Genomic DNA, 17,912 nt, shown 5'->3' with positions numbered 1-17,912 from the left:
CCTTCCCACAGCCGCATCAAACCCTGATGTCCGACGCGCAAAACCTGCCATCAAACGGGCTTACATACAAGCAGGCGGGCGTCGATATCGACGCCGGCAATGCCCTCGTGGAAGCCATCAAGCCGGCGGTGCGCTCGACGCGCCGGCCCGGCGCCGACGCCGAGATCGGCGGTTTCGGCGGCCTGTTCGACCTCAAGGCCGCCGGCTTCCGCGACCCCGTCCTCGTCGCCGCCAATGACGGCGTCGGCACCAAGCTCAAGATCGCCATCGACACCGGCAGCCATGCCACGATCGGCATCGACCTCGTCGCCATGTGCGTCAACGATATCATCGTGCAGGGGGCCGAGCCGCTGTTCTTCCTCGATTATTTCGCCACCGGCCGGCTCGACGTCGCCACCGGCACCGCGATCGTGGAAGGCATCGCCGAGGGCTGCCGCCAGGCCGGCTGCGCCCTGATCGGCGGCGAGACCGCCGAGATGCCCGGCATGTACCACGACAAGGACTACGACCTCGCCGGCTTTGCCGTCGGCGCCGCCGAGCGCGGGACGCTGCTGCCGCGCGCCGATGTCGCCGCCGGCGACGTGCTGGTCGCTCTCGCCTCCTCCGGCGTTCACTCCAACGGCTTCTCGCTGGTGCGCAGGATCGTCGAGGTGTCCGGCATCGACTGGTACCTGCCCGCGCCCTTCGCGCCGGGCAGGACCTTGTCCGAGGCGCTGCTCACCCCGACCCGCATCTACGTCAAGCCGCTGCTCGCCGCCCTCCGGGCCGGCATCGGCATCAAGGCCCTCGCCCACATCACCGGCGGCGGTTTCGTCGACAACATCCCGCGTGTCCTGCCCGACGCGCTGGCCGCCGAGATCGACCTTGCGGCGGTCGACGTGCCGCCGGTCTTCGCCTGGCTCGCCCGCGTCGGCGGCCTCGAGCAGCGCGACATGCTGCGCACCTTCAATTGCGGCGTCGGCATGGTCGCGGTGGTCGCCGCCGATGCAGCCGACGCCCTGCTCGCCCACCTCGCCGAGGCAGGGGAACGGGCCAGCATCATCGGCCGCCTCGGGGAGCGCCGCGGCGAAGCGGTGACCTTTTCGGGCTCGCTGGCGCTTTGAAGGCGCCGACGGCCATCCTGATTTCCGGCCGCGGCTCCAACATGCGCGCGCTGGTCGAAGCCGCGCGGGCCCCGGACTATCCCGCCGAAATCGTCGGCGTGCTCTCTAACAAGGCCGATGCCGAGGGCCTCGCCTTCGCCCGTGCAGCCGGCATCCCGACCGCGGTGCGGACGCTGCGCGACTACGCCGACAAGGAGGCCGCCGACGCCGCCATCGAGGCGGTGCTGCGCGCATGGGGTGCCCAACTCGTCTGCCTCGCCGGGTTCATGCGCATCCTGTCGCCCGGATTCGTCGAGCGCTGGCGCGGCCGCATCCTCAACATCCATCCGTCGCTGCTGCCCCTGCACAGGGGCCTGCACACGCATGCGCAGGCCCTGGCCGACGGCGTCGCCGAACACGGCTGCACCGTGCATTTCGTCACCCCCGGAATGGACGAAGGCCCCCCGATCCTGCAGGCGCGCGTCCCCGTGCTTCCCGGCGACACCGTCGAGACGCTCTCCGAGCGCGTGCTGGCGGAGGAGCACCGCATCTACCCCCGGGCCCTGGCCATGGTGGCTCGCGGCGAGGTGGCGTTCAACTGACCCGTCCGCGGGCGCGGTTCATTGCCGGTTCAGGTGCAGGCTGCCAAACGGCATCACGTCCGTTGATCGGTCCCATCGCCAAAATCGGTTCGACGCGCCTGCCGGACGGTACTAGCGTCCCGACCTTTCGGAGATACTGCCATGGCCGCGCGTGACTGGTTCTGGGTCATCCTGCTGGGAGCGATCTGGGGATGCTCGTTCCTCTTCAACGCCGTGCTCATCCGCGAGATCGACCCGCTCTGGGTCTCCGCGCTGCGCGTCGGCGTCGGCATGCTCGGCTGCTGGGCGGTGTTCTTCGCCATGGGCAAGTCGCTGCCGCGCGGCGTGCTCGTCTATGCCCAGATGCTGCTGCTCGGCATCATCGGCTACACGATTCCGTTCGCGCTGTTTCCGCTCAGCCAGATGCATCTGGCCAGCGGCGTCGCCGCCATCATCAACGCCCTCACCCCCATCACCACGGTGATCGTCTCGCATTTCTGGCCCGGCGGGGAACGCGCCACCATGCTGAAATCCGCCGGCGTCGTCGCCGGCTTCGGCGGCGCCGCGCTCCTCGCACTGCCGGCGCTGCAATCGGGCGGCACCAGCCAACTCTGGGCCATCGGCGCGTGCCTGCTGGCGACGCTGTGCTACGCGGTGTCGCTCAACTATACGCGCCGCTTCGTCCGCATGGACCCCACCACCATCGCCACGCTGGCGTTGACGGGGGCGACCCTGGCCGGCATCCCGCTTGCCTTCGCCGCCCACGGCGCGCCGGTCATCACCCGGCCGGAAACCGTTGGCGCCGCGCTCGGCATCGGCCTCGTCGCCACCACCTTCGGGTTCATGATCATGTACCGGCTGCTGCCGCGCATCGGCGCGACCAATTTCACCACGGTGACCTTCATCGCCCCGGTGTCCGCCATCATCCTCGGCGTGACGCTGCTCGGCGAGAGGCTGCTGCCGAGCCATTTCCTCGGCATGGCCGCCATCTTCCTCGGCCTGCTCCTCATTGACGGACGCATCGTGCGGCGCTGGCGCGGCGCCCGCGCCTGAGCGAGCCTACCGAGGGCTGTCTTCCGGCTGCGGTTGGTCGATGGCCGTGACCGCAGCCGGCGGCGCGGACTCGCCGCCGAGCCGGGCGAGATCCGCGGTCGGCGTCGAGATGTCGATCACCAGCCCGTTGGGATCGCGGATCAGCATGCGCGTCTGCCCGTAATTCAGCGCGACCGGTTCCTCGATGATGTCGAGCCCCATCTCGCGGGCCTCGCGCAGGGCCAGCCGCACGTCGTCCACCACCAGCGTCAGGTAGCTGCCCTCGTGCACGCCCCAGGCGTGGCGCGGCGCGAATTCGCTGACCTGGTCGATGAGCCCGATCTGCACGTTCGGCTGGCCGGCCGGCGACAACACGACGTACCACTCGCTCTCGAACACCGGCTGCAGATTGGCGATCCGCCGGTAGAACTCGACGCTCGCCCGCAGATCCTTGGCGAGGACGTTGAAGAGGATGCGGTTGACATTGGCCTGCATCGGACGCTCCTGTCGCTGGCTCGTGACCCTCAACGGCCGCCGCCGCCGCTGGTTCCGTGGCCGGCGGCGCCGAGTTCCGGCAGCCGCCGGCGCAAATATGCGAGGAGCAGCAGCGCCAGCAGCGACACCCCGGCGCCGGCGAGGAAGGTCGCGCCCGGGCCGGCCGTGTCCCACAGCAGTCCCGCCGCCAAGCTGGCCACCAGCAGCGCCACGCCGCCCAGCATGTTGAAGACGCCGAAGGCGGTGCCGCGCAGTTCGGGCGGCGACGTCTCGGCGACAAGGCTGGCCAGCAGCCCCTGGGTGAAGCCCATGTGCAATCCCCACAACACCACCCCGATGGCGACGCCGGCGAGCGTCGGCACGAAAGCCAGCACCAGGTCCGCGGCGATCAGCAACGCCAGCCCCGCGGCGAGCACCTGGACCTTGTTGACCCTGTCGGACAGCGCCCCGGCCGGATAGGCCGAGAGCGAATAGACGACGTTCATGACGACCAGCACCAGCGGCACCAGCGCGATCGCCAGCCCCTCGGCCTGCGCCTTGAGCAGCAGGAACGCCTCGCTGAACCGGGCCAGCGTGAACACCGTGGCGGCCGCCGTGATCCACCAGTACGCCTGCCCCAGCCGCGCCATCTCCGCGAACGACAGCGGCGCCTTCACCTTGCGCAGCCCGGCCGGCCGCTCCGGTTCGTGCACGCCGAGCACCAGCACGACGACGCATAATGCGGCCGGGATCACCGCGACCCAGAAGACGGCCCGGAAATCGTCGGCCAGCACCCACATGAGCACCACCGCCAGCCCCGGCCCGAGGAACGCCCCCACCGTGTCCAGCGTCTGGCGCAGCCCGAAGCTGGCGCCGCGCAGGTGCGGCGGGGCAATGTCGGCAACCAGCGCGTCGCGCGGAGCGCCACGGATGCCCTTGCCGATGCGGTCGACGAAGCGGGCGGCCACCACCCAGCCGATGGTGCTGGCCAAAGGGAAGACCGGCTTGGTCAGCGCGGCGAGTCCGTAGCCGATCACGGCGAGCGCCTTGCGCCTGCCGAGCCAGTCGGAAACGGCGCCCGAGAACACCTTGGTGATGGCCGCGGTCGCCTCGGCAATGCCCTCGATGGCCCCGACCACGGTAGCCGAGGCGCCCATCGCCGTCACCAGGTACACCGGCAGCAGCGCATGGATCATCTCCGATGAGACATCCATCAGCAGCGACACGAAGCCCAGCGCCCAGATCCCGGGCGGGATGGCGCGCAGTCCGCGTTCCGGCTGTGTCGGCCCGGTCATTTCCACCTTCCCGTTCATGCCATAGGGTCTTCGCGCAACTGCATCGGCGCAAGGACAAAACCATGTTCATCCAGACCATCGACGACGCCGCCGCGACCGGCGAAATCGCAAGGATCTATGCCGAGGAAAAGGCGGCGCTGGGCTTCGTCATGGAGGGCACGCGCTGCTGGACGGCACGGCCCGACCTGCTGCCGCTGGTCGACCACCTGCTCAACACCGCCCGCACAGATTTCTCGCTCGGACTGCGCGCCTGGCGGCTGATCACGCTGATCGCCGCCCGGCACATCCCCTCTACCTATTGCTCGCACGTCTATGCGCGGGGGCTGGTCGCCGATCTGGGCTCGAAGGAACAGGTGCTCGCCATCCACCGCGACTTCCGCAACGCCGGGCTCAGCGACAGGGACGTCGCCATGCTCGCCTATGCCGAGCAGGTTGCCGTCGATGCCAGCAGGATCACGCAGGCCGATATCGACGCCCTGCGCGCCGTCGGCTTTTCCGATCGCAACATCGCCGACATCGCCTTCTGCGCTGCCTTCCGCTGCTTCATGAGCCGCTATTTCGACGCGACCGGCGCCACGCCGGAGCCGTTCTTCTTCGACGAAGACCCCGGCTTCCGCGCGGCCATGACGGTGGGCAAGCCCATCTAGCGGGCGGACCGGGGCAGCGGCGCTACTCCGCCAGCCCCTCGACGATGACGAAGTCGGCGACGCTCGCCGCGATGCGGTCCTGCATGCCCTTCTGGTAGCCGTCCGAGCGGTAGACGCGAACGGCGTCGGCATAGCTCGGGAACTCGACCAGCACCGTGCGCCGCCGGCCCATGCCCTCGACCACGTCCTGCTGGCCGCCCGCGACCACGAAGCGGCCGCCATTGGCGGCGAGGAACGGCCGCACGAACGCGCTGTAGGTCGCGTAGCGCTCGGCGTCCTCGACGTCGAGCCCGACCACCCAGTATCCCTTTGCCCCCATCTACAGCCCCAATTTCTTCTTCAGGATCTCGTTGAGCGCCTGCGGGTTGGCCTTGCCGCCCGAAGCCTTCATCGCCTGGCCGACGAACCAGCCGATCAGCGTCGGCTTGGCCTTGACCTTCTCCACCTGTTCCGGATTGGCGGCGATGATCTCGTCGACCACCTTCTCGATGGCGCCCAAATCGGTGACCTGCTTCATGCCGCGGCGCTCGACGATCTCGGCCGGATCGCCGTCCTTCTCCTCGGCAATGAGAATCTGCAGCAGGTCCTTGGCGATCTTGCCCGAGATCGTGCCTTCCGCCACGAGGTCGACGATGCCCGCGATCTGCGCCGGCGTGATGTGCGTCTCGTAGACCGACAGCCCCTGGCTGTTGGCGTAGGCCGAGAGGTCGCCCATCACCCAGTTGGCCACCGCTTTGCCGTCGCGCTGGCGGCCGCCGTGCCTTACCGCGGCCTCGTAATAGTCGGCCGTCTCGCGCTCGAGGATGAGCACGCCCGCATCGTAGGCGCCGAGCCCGTACTCGGTCATCAGCCGCGCCTTCTTGTCGTCCGGCAGTTCGGTGAGGCCCGCCCGCAGCGCCTCGATGAAGGCGTCGTCGAACTCGAGCGGCAGCAGGTCGGGATCGGGGAAGTAGCGGTAGTCGTGCGCTTCTTCCTTGCTGCGCATCGAGCGCGTCTCGCCGGTCCTGGGGTCATAGAGCCGCGTCTCCTGGTCGATCGCCCCGCCGTCCTCGAGAATGTCGATCTGCCGGCGCGCCTCGTATTCGATGGCCTGGCCGGCGAAACGCACCGAGTTGACGTTCTTGATCTCGCAGCGCGTGCCGAAGGCGCCGCCCGGCCGGCGCACCGAGACGTTGATATCGGCGCGCATCGAGCCCTGCTCCATGTTGCCGTCGCAGGTGCCGAGATAGCGCAGGATGGTCCTCAGCTTCGAGAGGTAGGCCTTGGCCTCGTCCGAGGAGCGCAGGTCCGGCTTCGACACGATCTCCATCAGCGCCACGCCCGAGCGGTTGAGGTCGACGAAGCTCATGCTCGGGTGCTGGTCGTGGATCGACTTGCCGGCGTCCTGCTCGAGATGCAGCCGCTCGATGCCGATCTCGATCTGCTCCTCGCCCATGTCGAGCAGCACCTTGCCCTCGCCCACGATCGGGTCCTTGTACTGGCTGATCTGGTAGCCCTGCGGCAGGTCCGGATAGAAGTAGTTCTTGCGGTCGAAAATCGAGCGCTTGTTGATCTGCGCCTTGAGCCCCAGGCCGGTGCGCACGGCCTGGCGCACGCATTCCTCGTTGATTACCGGCAGCATGCCGGGCATGGCCGCGTCGACGAAGCTGACATTGGCGTTGGGCGGCGAGCCGAACTCGGTCGAGGAGCCGGAGAACAGCTTGCTCTCCGAAGTCACCTGGGCATGCACTTCCATGCCGATGATCACCTCCCAGTCCCCCGTCGAACCCTTGATGAAGCTCTTGGGGTTGGGCGTGCGCGTGTCGATGATGGTCATGGCTGGCTGGGGCCTTGTGAGTGCTTGGTTGATCGCTGCTAGCGAACTTGCCGCTGCTGGGCAAGCCTCAGCTTCACGGCCTGCTGAAACCGCGATCGCATTTGGCGGATCTCCTCGCGCTCAAGATTCCGGCCCAGGGCTTCGCCACAAATGGGGAGCAGCTTTCGATCGAACTCCTGAGGAACACCACGTTCGGTCTTCCAATAGGCCTCGACACCCTGGATCTCTGCCTCCGTCATTTCGTCTACGAATTTGGTGACGGTTTGCATGACCACGTCGTCCCCCAAATGGACTGTGGTCACAAGTGTGGCCTCGACGGTCGCGGAAACTGGCGCTCGGGCACTGCCGTCTGCGACCGGTTCTCTGATCGTCATGAAGGACGCGACCGCTTCGGCGCCCCACTCCTTGGTCGTATCCGCCTCCTGCAAGAGCTGATGGGACTGAGAACCGCGACTTGGGATGATGCCCAGAAGGTGTACGCGAACGCCATGGTTCTGTGCGATCTGCACCCCAACGCGCACGTCTTCATCCCCCGACAGAAGCACTGCGTCGGAGATGGACTTCAATCGGGCAAGTTCGATCAAGTCGGTCACAATGAGGGAGTCGACGCCCTTCTGCTCCCCTTGGCTGTTGACGAAGCCCAGACGCAGTTTGACGTCATCTGAGTTTGCCAGCAGCGCCTGCTCGGTTGTCGGGCGCGAACCGGCAACCGCGCCGTCATACCAGTAGATGCGAAGCAGGCAACATTCCGGCGAGGTCTCGGCGGCAATCGCCTTGAGAGCGGCGACGGCACCGGCAGCATCCAGCATTATGCTGGTTCGGGACTTCTTGCTTCCGGATAGCGCGGCGCTGCCCTGTGCGTAGAGATACCCCGCATCCACGAAGACAGCGACCCTGTCCACCGCCTACCCCCAAATAGCAAGGGCTCCCGCAGGAGCCCTTTTATGCCACTGTCGACCAATCACGTAGCGGTCGCAGTGGAGTAAGCATATGTATGCCCAAACGAAGAATTCCTTCAAGAGGAATCGCTGGCCGTGCCACTATGGCTCAGCAACCGTGAACCGTGGATTAGGTTCCACCCCGGGTCGATCCAGTCCCACTGGATGATTCACCCTAGTCCTCGATGCCAGTGATCACCCCGCGCCACGGCATCAGCCGCTTTTCCAGGCGCACGCCGGTCTCGGGGTCGGGGCCCATGCGGCCCTCGCGCTTCAGCGCCAGGATGCGGTAGCCTTGGCGCTGGTAGAAGCTCACCGCCCGCACGTTGTCGGCGAGCGTGTCCAGTTGCACGCACTCGGCCCCCTCCAGCTCGAGCAGCGACTCCATGCGCCGCAGCAGCAGCGAGCCGATGCCGTGGTTCTGCAGCAGCGGGGTGACGAACAGGAACGGGATGTACGCCTTGCCGCGCTGGCGTGCGCACCAGCCCGCGGCGATGCCGTCGACTTCGGCGACGATGGTACGGTCGAGCAGCTCGTGCACGGCGTTGGACAGGCGGCGCCGCTCGTTCTCGCGGGAGGCGGCAACGCCCGAGAGGAACGGCCGCAGGTCGCGCTCCCACGCGACGAAGCCGATGTCGGCGAGGGTCTCGACCTCGCTGGCCACGGCCTTGCGGATGCTCACCCCGGCGATCACGTGCCTACTCCATGCGCTTGCGCGCGACGATAATGCCCTTTTCGTAGTTCACGTTCCAGTCGATCAGCGTGCGCCAGATCAATTCCGCCTGGTCCTCGTCGAGATCGAGCTCTTCGGCGCGCTTGCGCTGCTTCCTGATCACCGCCTCGATGCGCTTGAGGTCGTACGCCTCGTGCGGGTCGGTCTTGATCTGGGCCATGCGCGTGACATAGCGGTGCCGCTCCGCGAACAGGCTCAACAGGGCCTGGTCGATGCGGTCGATTTCGGCGCGCACCTCCTCCTTGGTGCTGCACTCGGCGGGCGATCTGGTCACTGGCTACTACTCGCGCTGGGTGTTGTCGTTGCTGCTGGTGTGCACCGGCACGGGCGCGATTTCAACCTCGCCGCGCCCGAAGCGGTGACGCGCAGGCGCGCAGGCCGCCTAATCGCTCCCCGACACCTCGCCACGCAGGCGCTTGAGCTCGCTGCGCCGGCTCTTGCCGGCGAGGCGGCGTTGCTTCGACGCCAGGGTCGGCCGCGTCGGCCGGCGATGCTTGGGCACGATCGCCCCCTCGCGCAGCAGCGCCACCAGCCGCGCCACCGCATCCTCGCGGTTCTGCGCCTGCGTGCGGTAGCGCTCGGCGGTGATGACGATGACGCCGTCCTTGCTGAGCCGGCTTCCGGCCAGCGCGGCGACGCGGCGCTTCATGGCATCGGGGATCGCCGGCGCGCCGAGGAGGTCGAAACGCAGCTGCGCCGCCGTCGACACCTTGTTGACGTTCTGCCCGCCCGGCCCGGAGGCGCGCACGAAGCTTATCTCGAGCGCGTCGGGATCCAGGTGCAGGCGGGGCGTGATCGCGATCGGCTCGGCCATGTCCTCCTCCACGTCGGCGGTGCTGCCGTTCAAGTGCCGTTCATCTGCGCCGCTGTAAAGGGGGTATTGCGGTATGGCACCGCTTCAGGGGACGCGCATGTCCACGAACGCCTTTTTCGTTTCCCCCAGCAAGGCCGCTCTCGTCGCCAACGACGCCGGCGAAATCCGCCGCTTCGAGGCCGACTCGCGCCACATCCCCGCCGGCGCGCAGGTCCCGGTGCGCGCCGCCCCGGAGGAGACGGTCTACTACGTGGAGGCCGGCACCTTCGAGTTCATGGTCAACGGGGCGGCCGGCTTCGTCACTGGCGGCAATTTCGTGCGCATCCCGGCGGGAGTGCCCCACGCCTACCGCAACGCCGGCCACCGGGCGGGGCGGCTGTTCGTGCGCACCATTCCCAAAGGCGTCAGCGCCGACCCGCTGCGGCTGGTGATCGAGATCGCCGCCGCCTGAGCGATCATCCCGCGCCCGGCGCGGGATGATGCCTGCCGCCTTCAGGCGGCGTCCTGCTGCAGGTCCGGTGCCGTCGCCTCGACCGCCAGCTCGGCGATGGCCTGCGCTGCCGGCAGCACCTTCTGCCCCTCCTGACCCAGCCGGCGCACCGACACCGTGCCCTCGTCCGCCTCGCGCTTGCCGACCACGAACAGCAGCGGCACCTTCTGCACCGAGTGCTCGCGTACCTTGTAGTTGATCTTCTCGTTGCGCGTGTCGAGCTCGGCCCGGATGCCGGCGGCGGCGAGCTGCTCGACCAGCTGCTGCGCATAGCCGTCCGCATCGGACACGATCGTCGCCACCACCACCTGCACGGGCGCCAGCCACAGCGGCAGCTTGCCCGCGTAGTTCTCGATCATGAGGCCGATGAAGCGCTCGAACGAGCCGAACACCGCGCGGTGCAGCATCACGGGGCGCTGGCGCGAGCCGTCCTCGGCGACGTAGCTGGCGTCGAGCCGCTCGGGCATCACGTAGTCGAGCTGGAACGTGCCGCACTGCCAGGTGCGGCCGATGGCGTCGGTCAGGTGGAATTCCAGCTTGGGACCGTAGAACGCCCCCTCGCCCGGCGCGTAGTCGAAGGCGATGCCGGAAGCGGTCAGCGCCTCGGCCAGCGCCGCTTCCGCCCGGTCCCAGGTGGCGTCCTCGCCGGCGCGGACCTCGGGGCGCGTGGCCAGCTTGTAGCGGATATTGGTCAGCCCCATGTCGCCGTAGACGGTCGCGAACAGCTTGAGGAAGCGCGCCGTCTCGTCCTTGATCTGGTCCTCGCGGGCGAAGATGTGGGCGTCGTCCTGCGTCATCTGGCGCACCCGCATCAGCCCGTGCAGGGCGCCGTGCGCCTCGTTGCGGTGGCAGCAGCCGAATTCGGCCATCCTGAGCGGCAGGTCGCGGTAGCTCTTCGTGCCCTGCTTGAAGATCTGCACGTGCGCCGGGCAGTTCATCGGCTTGAGGGCGAGGAAGTTGGCGTCGGCGGAGATCTCGGGCTGTTCGCCTTCGGTCGTCGGGATTTCGTCGGGCACCACGAACATGTTCTCGCGGAACTTGCCCCAGTGCCCCGATTGCACCCACAGCTTGTTGTCGATGAGCTGCGGCGTCTTCACCTCGACATAGCCGTCGGCATCGAGGCGGCGGCGGATATAGCCTTCGAGCTGGCGCCAGATCAAATAGCCCTTGGGATGCCAGAACACCGAGCCCTGCGCCTCGGGCTGGAAATGGTACAGGTCCATCTCCTGGCCGAGCTTGCGGTGGTCGCGCTTCTCCGCCTCCTCCAGCATGTGCAGATAGGCGTCGAGCTCCGCCTGGTTGGCGAAAGCCGTGCCGTAGATGCGGCTGAGCACCTCGCGCTTGCTGTCGCCGCGCCAGTAGGCGCCGGCGACCTTGGTGAGCTTGAACGCCTGGCCGACGTCCCTCGTGGTGCGCATGTGCGGCCCGCGGCACAGATCGAACCACTGGCCCTGCCGGTAGATCTTGACCTGCTGGTCGGCCGGGATGGCATCGACCAGTTCGACCTTGAAGTTCTCGCCCTTGGCGGCGAAGACGCGCTTGGCCTCGTCGCGGCTCCACACTTCCTTGGTGAAGGCCGCGCCGCGCTGGATGATCTCGCTCATCTTCTTCTCGATGGCGCGCAGGTCATCCTCCGAGAACGGCTCGTCGCGGTAGAAATCGTAGTAGAAGCCGTTCTCGATCACCGGCCCGATGGTCACCTGCGTCGACGGCCACAATTCCTGCACCGCCTCGGCCAGCACGTGCGCCGCGTCGTGGCGGATGAGGCCGAGCCCATCGGCGCTGTCGCGCGCCACGAACTCGATGCTGCCGTCCTCCTCGAGCGGGTCGGCGAGGTCGCTGAGCGCCCCGTTCCACTTCATCGCCACCGTCTTCTTGGCCAGACTCGGGGAGATGTTCTCGACCACGGTGGTCCCGGTGGTGCCGCGCGCGAATTCGCGAACTGCACCGTCGGGGAACGTCACCTTGATCATTTTCATCTCCAATGCATGGCCACCATCGGCCGCGCTCGAGGCCTGCCTCGGGCGCGGCTCTCTAGCATGGCGCGGGGCGCAGTGTCACCCGATCGCTGGGGGCGCCTGCTCGAGATGGCCGGCGAGGTTTGCGAGCGAGGCGCGCAGCCCGGCGTCGTGGTCCTCGGCCGATATTCCCGCGGGCACGTCTTCGGCCAGAATGGTGACCTGCGTTCCCCCGCCGGCCGGCTCCAGCAACCACCGCATGGTCATGGTGCCGGCGAAGGCCGGGTCGCCCGAGACGAACTCGACCGCCTGCACCAGGCGCCTGCCGGGCACCAGTTCGACGAAACGCCCCTGCACGACGTCCGCCTCGGCGGTGCTCTTGGGTCGCGCCACGGCCGCACCCTCGTAGGTGAGCACCATCCGGTAGCGCCCGCCCTCCCGCAGGTCCCAGGCCTCGAGCCTCGCCGTCATCCCTTGTGGCGGCAGCCACGCGACCAGCGCCTTAGGGTCGGTGAGCGCCGCGTAGACCCGCTCGGGCGGCGCCTTGATCAGGCGCGAGGCGGTATCGGTGCGCTTGCGCTGCGGCGCGGCTGCCTGCCCGCCCTTCCACCTGCCGTAGCGCCACGGCGCGTACCAGTGCGCCTCTGGCGGCAATGCCTCCGGCACCGGGTCGTAGCCGTGCGTGCCGCCCGGCCGGCAGCGGGAGAACCGCGCCAGCCCCATCCAGCCGCCGGGCCAGAAGCCGAATTTCCAGATCGCCTCGGCCGTATACTCCGAGCAGGTCGGCAGATGCCGGCACGTGCGGCCGGCAAAGGCCGAGAGCGTGTAGCGGTAGAGCGTGATCAGCCCGATGGCGATGACCTTGAACGGAAGGTCGATGACGCGCCCCAGCAGCGCGATAACCTTCTCCATCAGGATTTTGCCGCAAGCGATTGCGTTGGTTCTATCTTCTCCAGGGCATCCGCCACCGCGTCGAACACCAGCAGCGTCGAGGTGTGGCGCGGGCGGTATTCCCGCACCGGCTCGAGATAGCGAAGATCGGCCCACTTGCCCGCCGGCGGCGGGCCGTTGTCCTTGAGCATTGCCGTCATCGTGTCGCGCAGCGCCCGGAACTCGGCAACCGGCGTGCCGACGATGTGGGTGGCGACGATCGCCGCCGACGTCTGCCCGAGCGCGCAGGCCGAGATGGCATGGCCGTAGCCGGTGATCACCCCGTCTTCGACCTTGACGTCCACCTCGATGCTGGAGCCGCACACCCGGCTGACGCGGCGGGCCGTGGCGTCGGCATCGGGGAGGCGGCCGGGGATGGGTTGATTCCCCGCGATCTCGAGGATCTTTTCGGAATAGAGATCACTCAGCTCCATGGAATCGCACAAATCTGTTTCTTGTGAGCGCGTCTATCACCCCTATATAAGTTGGCTTCGCCGCACTGTCAGCGGCGGCAGGCGCGTTGATGCGCCGCGGGGCGCGAAACTCTCGGAACTTTCGGCCCGTTTCTCCATCCAATGGTTCAGAACTAGAGACGAGAGACCCGCCATGGACGCCAGCGTGAAGCTTCACCTCGCCCAGCCTGCCGAAACCACCCATATCGTACGCCCGAGCCGGCATGAGGCGGAGGCGGCGGTCCGCACGCTGATTGCCTGGGCCGGTGACGACCCGGACCGCGAGGGGCTGCTCGAGACGCCGGCCCGCGTTGCCAAGGCCTTTGGCGAGTTCTTCGCCGGCTACGACCAGGACGCCGCGCAGGTGCTGGACAAGACCTTCAAGGACGTCGGCGGCTACGACGACATCGTGCTCGTCCGCGACATTCCGTTCTCCTCGCATTGCGAGCACCACATGGTCCCGTTCGTCGGCAAGGCGCACATCGCCTACCTGCCGCATGACGGCGTCGTCGGCCTGAGCAAGCTGGCGCGGCTGGTGGAGGTCTTCGCCAAGCGCCTGCAGACGCAGGAGAACCTTACGGCGCAGATCATCGACGCCCTCAACGAATCGCTCAACCCGCGCGGTGCCGCGGTGATGCTCGAAGCCGAGCACATGTGCATGTCGATGCGCGGTGTGCGGGCGCACGGCGCCGCCACCATCACCCATCGCTTCACCGGCGTGTTCGCCGAGGACCGCAACGAGCAGGACCGTTTCTACGCCCTGGTCGGCAAGCGCGGCTGAGCGCGGCGCGCTACTGCGTGCCGGCCCGCTTCAGCAACAGGTCCCGCGCCTCGTTGATCTTGGCGGCAAGGAAGGTCGAGCCGCCCTGGTCCGGGTGGACGGCCTTCATCAGCCGGCGATGCGCCGCGTGAATCTCCTCGGCGCTTGCCCCGGGCTGGAGGCCGAGTACCTCGTAGGCCTGCTGCTCGGCGTCCACCGGCCGGGCGCCGCCCCCGGCCGCGCCGGCCGTCTCGGCAAAATACTCGCGCCAGCCGGCCCGGTTGCGGTCGAGCCAGGTCTCGAGCAGCGCCAGGCTGTCCGGATCGGGCGTCACCTCGGCGAGGAGTTGTCGCGTCTCGACCTCCCCCAGGTCGATGAGGTCGGCTCCCGCGAAGGCGCCGGTGAGCACGCGCCCCGAAACCTCGCCGCTGCCGTGATCGAGCGTCATGGCGAAATAGCGGCTGCTGACGCTCGAGCGATTGGCTTCGCTGATGCCGGTGTCGAAGACCAGCGGCCCGAGCCGGCCCAGATGCAGGATCGAATAGGCGGCGAAGCCGGTGACGCTGGCGACGCCGACCTGCCCGCGCAGCAGCAGGAACGCCGTCAGCAGCGCCGCGATGCCGCCGCTGGTCCAGCGCAGGCCGCGCACCAGCCTGCGCACGGGAATGCGGCGCACCAGCTGGTACAGCACCATCAGCCCGATCAGGGCGATGCCCCCGATGAAGACGTAGGTCATCTCAGTGCAGCTGCTGCAGCAGCAGCCTCGCCGGCGGGGTCTGCTGCAGCTGCAGCGCCGCCCTGCCGCCCGCCGCATAGGCGGCCACCGCGCGCAGCAATGCCGCCAGTTCCCGCGGCGCGCTGGCATCGAAGCGGGCATAGGCGCCCTTGCTGACGCGCGCGAATTCCTTGAAGGCGGCCCCGGCCAGCGGGTCGTGCCCCTCGTGGAAGATGAAGACGGGGCAGCCGAGCAGTCCCAGTTCTCCCGCTTGCTGCGCCAGCCGGTCGACATTCTCCTCGAGCGCGTCGCCGACGAAGACCACGGCGTTGATCTTCCTGCGCGCGTGCTCCGTCCGGGCATGCGCGAACACCTTGCCGATCTGCGTATTGCCGCCGCGGCACTGGATGCCCGTCATCACCCGCCCGAGCGCGGCGGCGTCCTGCATCCACTTGGAGGCCTTGCACTCGCCGAAGCCGCGGAAATAGAGGAGCTGCACCTCGAGGCTCTGCGTCCCGGCGAGCGTCTCGAACATTTCGGCCTGCAGCTTGCAGGCGAGGTCCCAGGTCGGCTGCCGGCTCATCGTCGCATCGAGCGCGAACAACAGCCGCCCCCGCTCGCCCGGCGTCCCGGCCGGGCCGAGCGCATTGACCTGCCGTATGAACGCGGCGACGTCGCCGCCGGACGACGTGGTCGTCGCGGGGGTCGCGGCCTTGGGCTTGCCTGGCGTCTTCACGCGTGCTCCTTCCTGCCCGGAATATGTGGCCTGCCGCGCCGCCCCGCAAGTGCGCGGCGGATGACAGCCCCTGCCCCTGTGCCCTATAAGCCGCCAATGAGCATCACATTTTCTTCACCCGCCGGCCTCGACCACGACTCGCTCGAGGAAGGCACCGTGTTCGCGCCCCGCTTCGACAGTCGCGGGCTCGTCACCGCCGTAACCGTCGAGGCGGCGAGCGGCGCCGTGCTCATGCTCGCCCACATGAACGCCGAGGCGCTGGCGCGCACGCTGGAGACCGGCGAGGTCCACTACTACTCGCGCTCGCGCGGCACGCTCTGGAAGAAGGGGGAGACCTCGGGCGAGATCCAGAAGCTCGTCGAGATCCGTACCGATTGCGACCAGGACGCCCTGCTCGTCCTGGTCGAGCAGACCGGCCGCGGCGCCGCCTGCCACACCGGGCGCCGCAGTTGCTTCTATCGCCGCGTCGAGGTCGCGGACGGCGCGGCAGGGCTGGTCGACACCGGCGAACCGCGCCTGTTCGACCCGGCCGAGGTGTACAAGCTCTGATCAGTAGTGCGGCGGCGGCGGCTCGCGCTGCGGCGTCGCACCCGCCGCTTCCACCTCCGCCAGCTGCGCCCCCAGATTGGCCAACTCGCGCTTCAGCGCCTGCATCTGCTTCCACTGGTCGGTCAGGGTTGCGCTCAGCTCCTCGATGGTGCGCTCCTGGAACGCCGCCACCTCTTCGAGCCGCTCGATGCGCCGCTTGAGGTCGTCGCTCTCGCTCATTGCGCGCCTCCTCGCGTGCGATGCTCGAACCAGCCCACTGCCAGCAGCCCGGCGAAGAAGCCGCCCAGATGCGCCTGCCAGGCGATCTGCACGTTTGCTCCGGTGAGCAGCGGCAGCAGCGGCACCGCCGCGTTGAGCACCACCCAGATGAGCGTGAAGTAGCGCGGGCGCGGGTCGCGCACGAGGTCGGCGAAGCTGGCGAGGCGCCGGCCGAGCACCCGGCGCCGGCCGCTCTCGGGATCCTCGGCGACGATCACCGGCTGGAACACGAAGCGCACCGCCGCACCGGTCAGCGCCGCCACCCCGCCCGAAGCCCCGATCAGGACCTGGAAACTGGGCAGCGTCGTCGCGGCGAAGGCGGCAGCTCCCGCCGCCGCACCCAAGAGGAAGATCGCCAGCATCGGCCGGCCGCCGTAGCGCCGGGCCACCGGCGTCGCGAAGACCGCCAGCCACACCGTGTTGAACAGCACGTGGTCCCAGCCGGCGTGCAGGAAGGCGTGGGTGAACGGCGTCCACAGCAGCGGCAGCCAGCCCCCGGGAATGGTGTCGCCGGCCAGCAGCCGGATGGGGATGAAACCGAACCAGGCGAGTAGGTCCCAGCCCGCCTGTTCGTTAAGAACGAGCGTGCTGGCGAGGTGCACGGCGATCAGCAGGCCGCCCAGCCAGGTGACGGAAGCGGGCAGCAGGAACACCGGCTGGTGCGGCTGTGTGGGCGGGTTTTCCTGTGGATTGTGCTCGTCGGACATGGGCATCCCCGTTGCGCTGGGGGCTTTTACCCCAGTTCACCGAATTATCCACACGGAAGCGTCGGCATTAACCTTAAGAGTTGTTTAAGCGCGCTTTCGGGGCCGCCTTTTGCGAGTGTGGGACCCGGCGGCGGCACCCCTCGGGATGGCCGGTCCGCCTGTGGCGGATGCAGGACAGGCGATGCAGAAAACGAGCACCAAGACGCTCTACGACTACTGGAACGCCCTGCGCGGCTCGCGCAGCGCCCCCGATCGCCGCGACATCGACCCGACGCGCATCCGCGGCGCGCTGGCCAACACCTTCATCCTCGAGCTCAACGACCAGGGCGGCTTCGATTTCCGCCTCGCCGGCTCGCATCTGTGCGCGGCCTATGCCCGCGAACTCAAGGGGCGCTCGTTCACCCGGCTGTGGCACGCGCGCGACCGCGACGCCATGGACACGCTCGTGCGCGCCGTCACCGAGGATCACGCGGTGGCGCTCATCACCTTCCAGGGCACGACGGCGCTGCACACCCGCGCCGCCGTCGAGACCATCCTGCTGCCGATCCGCCACAACGGCTCCACCCATACCCGTATCCTCGGCGCCATGACCGCGTTGGACGAACCCTACTGGTTCGGGGTCGAGCCGATCCTCGAGCAGCGCATCACCGGCCTCAGGCTGATCTGGCCCGACGACGTGGCGCTCGGCGACGTCGCCCGCAGCATGGCCGCCGCTCCCGAGCCCAGGCAGGCGCTGTTCGCCGACGGCGCGCATCCGCACGCGCCCATTCCGATGGCCGCAACCGTCTACGGCCGCGCCGCGCGGCGCTATGCCCACCTCGCCGTGATCGACGGCGGCCGCAGCCTCTGAGCCGCCTGCAGCGGCGCGCTCCCGCTTGCCCGCTGATTGCCGCAATCCCGAGGCAAGGCCATCATCTTCGGTTAACCAAGCGCGCCTACAGTGAC

General features: G+C 68.4%; 22 protein-coding genes and 2 pseudogenes. 8 read left to right on the top strand and 16 right to left on the bottom strand.

Annotated elements, in window-relative coordinates; all coding sequences use genetic code 11:
• Window positions 1-26: 26 nt before the first annotated feature.
• The 3 genes from purM to VGD93_RS11410 all read left to right on the top strand — a co-directional run bounded on the left by purM (window position 27) and on the right by VGD93_RS11410 (window position 2,716).
• Window positions 27-1,103, top strand: a complete 1,077-nt coding sequence (gene purM / locus VGD93_RS11420; RefSeq protein ID WP_395012127.1) for a phosphoribosylformylglycinamidine cyclo-ligase — start codon at window positions 27-29, stop codon at window positions 1,101-1,103.
• 41 nt (window positions 1,104-1,144) lie between these two features.
• The gene (purN, locus tag VGD93_RS11415; protein WP_395012163.1) at window positions 1,145-1,684 is read left to right on the top strand and encodes a phosphoribosylglycinamide formyltransferase; all 540 of its coding nucleotides are present in this window, start codon (window positions 1,145-1,147) and stop codon (window positions 1,682-1,684) included.
• A gap of 141 nt (window positions 1,685-1,825) precedes the next feature.
• Window positions 1,826-2,716: a DMT family transporter gene (locus tag VGD93_RS11410; protein WP_395012125.1), complete on the top strand. Its 891-nt coding sequence runs from the start codon at window positions 1,826-1,828 to the stop codon at window positions 2,714-2,716.
• 6 nt (window positions 2,717-2,722) lie between these two features.
• Here VGD93_RS11410 and VGD93_RS11405 read toward each other — a convergent pair whose 3' ends face one another.
• Complete coding sequence (locus VGD93_RS11405) at window positions 2,723-3,190, bottom strand: VOC family protein (RefSeq protein ID WP_395012124.1); 468 nt, start codon at window positions 3,188-3,190, stop codon at window positions 2,723-2,725.
• 29 nt (window positions 3,191-3,219) lie between these two features.
• On the bottom strand, window positions 3,220-4,464 hold the full coding sequence (locus tag VGD93_RS11400; RefSeq protein WP_395012122.1) for an MFS transporter: 1,245 nt from the start codon (window positions 4,462-4,464) through the stop codon (window positions 3,220-3,222).
• 62 nt (window positions 4,465-4,526) lie between these two features.
• Between VGD93_RS11400 and VGD93_RS11395 the strand changes: the two genes are divergently transcribed.
• Window positions 4,527-5,111 carry a carboxymuconolactone decarboxylase family protein gene (locus VGD93_RS11395; RefSeq protein WP_395012121.1) on the top strand — a complete coding sequence of 195 codons (585 nt, stop codon included), beginning with the start codon at window positions 4,527-4,529 and terminating at the stop codon, window positions 5,109-5,111.
• Window positions 5,112-5,133: 22 nt separating this feature from the next.
• On the opposite strand, the gene VGD93_RS11390 is transcribed toward VGD93_RS11395, so the two are convergent.
• The 6 genes from VGD93_RS11390 to arfB all read right to left on the bottom strand — a co-directional run bounded on the left by VGD93_RS11390 (window position 5,134) and on the right by arfB (window position 9,445).
• Window positions 5,134-5,430 carry a DUF1330 domain-containing protein gene (locus tag VGD93_RS11390; protein ID WP_395012119.1) on the bottom strand — a complete coding sequence of 99 codons (297 nt, stop codon included), beginning with the start codon at window positions 5,428-5,430 and terminating at the stop codon, window positions 5,134-5,136.
• Window positions 5,431-6,927: an Asp-tRNA(Asn)/Glu-tRNA(Gln) amidotransferase subunit GatB gene (gatB, locus tag VGD93_RS11385; RefSeq protein WP_395012117.1), complete on the bottom strand. Its 1,497-nt coding sequence runs from the start codon at window positions 6,925-6,927 to the stop codon at window positions 5,431-5,433. It lies immediately after the preceding gene.
• A gap of 38 nt (window positions 6,928-6,965) precedes the next feature.
• A complete protein-coding gene (locus VGD93_RS11380; protein ID WP_395012116.1) occupies window positions 6,966-7,829 on the bottom strand; it encodes an NYN domain-containing protein in 864 nt (287 codons plus the stop codon).
• A 211-nt stretch (window positions 7,830-8,040) separates the two neighbouring features.
• Window positions 8,041-8,559: a GNAT family N-acetyltransferase gene (locus VGD93_RS11375; RefSeq protein WP_395012114.1), complete on the bottom strand. Its 519-nt coding sequence runs from the start codon at window positions 8,557-8,559 to the stop codon at window positions 8,041-8,043.
• A gap of 4 nt (window positions 8,560-8,563) precedes the next feature.
• Window positions 8,564-8,872 carry a chorismate mutase gene (locus VGD93_RS11370; RefSeq protein WP_395012112.1) on the bottom strand — a complete coding sequence of 103 codons (309 nt, stop codon included), beginning with the start codon at window positions 8,870-8,872 and terminating at the stop codon, window positions 8,564-8,566.
• 108 nt (window positions 8,873-8,980) lie between these two features.
• Entirely contained in the window at window positions 8,981-9,445 is a 465-nt protein-coding gene (gene arfB, locus VGD93_RS11365) for an alternative ribosome rescue aminoacyl-tRNA hydrolase ArfB (RefSeq protein WP_395012111.1), read from the bottom strand.
• A 64-nt stretch (window positions 9,446-9,509) separates the two neighbouring features.
• Between arfB and VGD93_RS11360 the strand changes: the two genes are divergently transcribed.
• The gene (locus tag VGD93_RS11360) at window positions 9,510-9,863 is read left to right on the top strand and encodes a cupin domain-containing protein (protein WP_395012109.1); all 354 of its coding nucleotides are present in this window, start codon (window positions 9,510-9,512) and stop codon (window positions 9,861-9,863) included.
• Between the two features lie 41 nt (window positions 9,864-9,904).
• Here VGD93_RS11360 and thrS read toward each other — a convergent pair whose 3' ends face one another.
• The 4 genes and pseudogenes from thrS to VGD93_RS11340 all read right to left on the bottom strand — a co-directional run bounded on the left by thrS (window position 9,905) and on the right by VGD93_RS11340 (window position 13,224).
• On the bottom strand, window positions 9,905-11,875 hold the full coding sequence (thrS, locus tag VGD93_RS11355) for a threonine--tRNA ligase (RefSeq protein WP_395012107.1): 1,971 nt from the start codon (window positions 11,873-11,875) through the stop codon (window positions 9,905-9,907).
• Window positions 11,876-11,959: 84 nt separating this feature from the next.
• Window positions 11,960-12,412, bottom strand: a pseudogene (locus tag VGD93_RS11350) (SRPBCC family protein); the annotation flags it as partial.
• 63 nt (window positions 12,413-12,475) lie between these two features.
• A pseudogene (gene yidD / locus VGD93_RS11345) lies at window positions 12,476-12,772 on the bottom strand (membrane protein insertion efficiency factor YidD); the annotation flags it as partial.
• Complete coding sequence (locus VGD93_RS11340; RefSeq protein WP_395012105.1) at window positions 12,772-13,224, bottom strand: iron-sulfur cluster assembly scaffold protein; 453 nt, start codon at window positions 13,222-13,224, stop codon at window positions 12,772-12,774. The pseudogene yidD and the gene VGD93_RS11340, both read right to left, overlap by 1 nt.
• 172 nt (window positions 13,225-13,396) lie before the next feature.
• Here VGD93_RS11340 and folE point away from each other — a divergent pair, with 172 nt between their 5' ends.
• Window positions 13,397-14,023, top strand: coding sequence for a GTP cyclohydrolase I FolE (gene folE, locus VGD93_RS11335; RefSeq protein WP_395012104.1), 627 nt, complete (start codon window positions 13,397-13,399; stop codon window positions 14,021-14,023).
• Window positions 14,024-14,033: 10 nt separating this feature from the next.
• Here the strand turns inward: folE and VGD93_RS11330 are convergent, their stop codons facing one another.
• Complete coding sequence (locus VGD93_RS11330) at window positions 14,034-14,738, bottom strand: DnaJ domain-containing protein (protein ID WP_395012102.1); 705 nt, start codon at window positions 14,736-14,738, stop codon at window positions 14,034-14,036.
• 1 nt (window position 14,739) lies between these two features.
• Window positions 14,740-15,453 carry a VWA domain-containing protein gene (locus VGD93_RS11325; RefSeq protein WP_395012100.1) on the bottom strand — a complete coding sequence of 238 codons (714 nt, stop codon included), beginning with the start codon at window positions 15,451-15,453 and terminating at the stop codon, window positions 14,740-14,742.
• Window positions 15,454-15,549: 96 nt separating this feature from the next.
• Here VGD93_RS11325 and hisI point away from each other — a divergent pair, with 96 nt between their 5' ends.
• Entirely contained in the window at window positions 15,550-16,002 is a 453-nt protein-coding gene (gene hisI / locus VGD93_RS11320; protein ID WP_395012099.1) for a phosphoribosyl-AMP cyclohydrolase, read from the top strand.
• Here hisI and VGD93_RS11315 read toward each other — a convergent pair whose 3' ends face one another.
• Together VGD93_RS11315 and VGD93_RS11310 are read right to left on the bottom strand one after the other, a co-directional pair.
• Window positions 16,003-16,221 carry a SlyX family protein gene (locus VGD93_RS11315; protein WP_395012097.1) on the bottom strand — a complete coding sequence of 73 codons (219 nt, stop codon included), beginning with the start codon at window positions 16,219-16,221 and terminating at the stop codon, window positions 16,003-16,005.
• Window positions 16,218-16,967 carry a rhomboid family intramembrane serine protease gene (locus VGD93_RS11310; RefSeq protein ID WP_395012096.1) on the bottom strand — a complete coding sequence of 250 codons (750 nt, stop codon included), beginning with the start codon at window positions 16,965-16,967 and terminating at the stop codon, window positions 16,218-16,220. Before VGD93_RS11310 ends, VGD93_RS11315 begins: the two co-directional genes overlap by 4 nt.
• Before the next feature lie 181 nt (window positions 16,968-17,148).
• On the opposite strand from VGD93_RS11310, the gene VGD93_RS11305 reads away from it, so the two are divergent.
• Complete coding sequence (locus VGD93_RS11305) at window positions 17,149-17,817, top strand: PAS domain-containing protein (protein ID WP_395012094.1); 669 nt, start codon at window positions 17,149-17,151, stop codon at window positions 17,815-17,817.
• Window positions 17,818-17,912: the final 95 nt, after the last annotated feature.

It is taken from the genome of Devosia sp. (genome assembly GCF_036406155.1).
Taxonomy (GTDB): domain Bacteria; phylum Pseudomonadota; class Alphaproteobacteria; order Rhizobiales; family Devosiaceae; genus Devosia_A.
Note: the sequence above shows the minus strand (reverse complement) of the source record. Positions and strands in the feature narration are given on the sequence as shown.

Excerpts from the sequence above, each read along its gene's own strand:
- purM (WP_395012127.1), top strand. The coding sequence starts at position 27 with ATGTCCGACGCGCAAAACCTGCCATCAAACGGGCTTACATACAAGCAG.
- purN (WP_395012163.1), top strand. The coding sequence starts at position 1,145 with ATGCGCGCGCTGGTCGAAGCCGCGCGGGCCCCGGACTATCCCGCCGAA.
- VGD93_RS11410 (WP_395012125.1), top strand. The coding sequence starts at position 1,826 with ATGGCCGCGCGTGACTGGTTCTGGGTCATCCTGCTGGGAGCGATCTGG.
- VGD93_RS11405 (WP_395012124.1), bottom strand. The coding sequence starts at position 3,190 with ATGCAGGCCAATGTCAACCGCATCCTCTTCAACGTCCTCGCCAAGGAT.
- VGD93_RS11400 (WP_395012122.1), bottom strand. The coding sequence starts at position 4,464 with ATGACCGGGCCGACACAGCCGGAACGCGGACTGCGCGCCATCCCGCCC.
- VGD93_RS11395 (WP_395012121.1), top strand. The coding sequence starts at position 4,527 with ATGTTCATCCAGACCATCGACGACGCCGCCGCGACCGGCGAAATCGCA.
- VGD93_RS11390 (WP_395012119.1), bottom strand. The coding sequence starts at position 5,430 with ATGGGGGCAAAGGGATACTGGGTGGTCGGGCTCGACGTCGAGGACGCC.
- gatB (WP_395012117.1), bottom strand. The coding sequence starts at position 6,927 with ATGACCATCATCGACACGCGCACGCCCAACCCCAAGAGCTTCATCAAG.
- VGD93_RS11360 (WP_395012109.1), top strand. The coding sequence starts at position 9,510 with ATGTCCACGAACGCCTTTTTCGTTTCCCCCAGCAAGGCCGCTCTCGTC.
- thrS (WP_395012107.1), bottom strand. The coding sequence starts at position 11,875 with ATGATCAAGGTGACGTTCCCCGACGGTGCAGTTCGCGAATTCGCGCGC.
- VGD93_RS11340 (WP_395012105.1), bottom strand. The coding sequence starts at position 13,224 with ATGGAGCTGAGTGATCTCTATTCCGAAAAGATCCTCGAGATCGCGGGG.
- folE (WP_395012104.1), top strand. The coding sequence starts at position 13,397 with ATGGACGCCAGCGTGAAGCTTCACCTCGCCCAGCCTGCCGAAACCACC.
- VGD93_RS11330 (WP_395012102.1), bottom strand. The coding sequence starts at position 14,738 with ATGACCTACGTCTTCATCGGGGGCATCGCCCTGATCGGGCTGATGGTG.
- hisI (WP_395012099.1), top strand. The coding sequence starts at position 15,550 with ATGAGCATCACATTTTCTTCACCCGCCGGCCTCGACCACGACTCGCTC.
- VGD93_RS11315 (WP_395012097.1), bottom strand. The coding sequence starts at position 16,221 with ATGAGCGAGAGCGACGACCTCAAGCGGCGCATCGAGCGGCTCGAAGAG.
- VGD93_RS11310 (WP_395012096.1), bottom strand. The coding sequence starts at position 16,967 with ATGTCCGACGAGCACAATCCACAGGAAAACCCGCCCACACAGCCGCAC.
- VGD93_RS11305 (WP_395012094.1), top strand. The coding sequence starts at position 17,149 with ATGCAGAAAACGAGCACCAAGACGCTCTACGACTACTGGAACGCCCTG.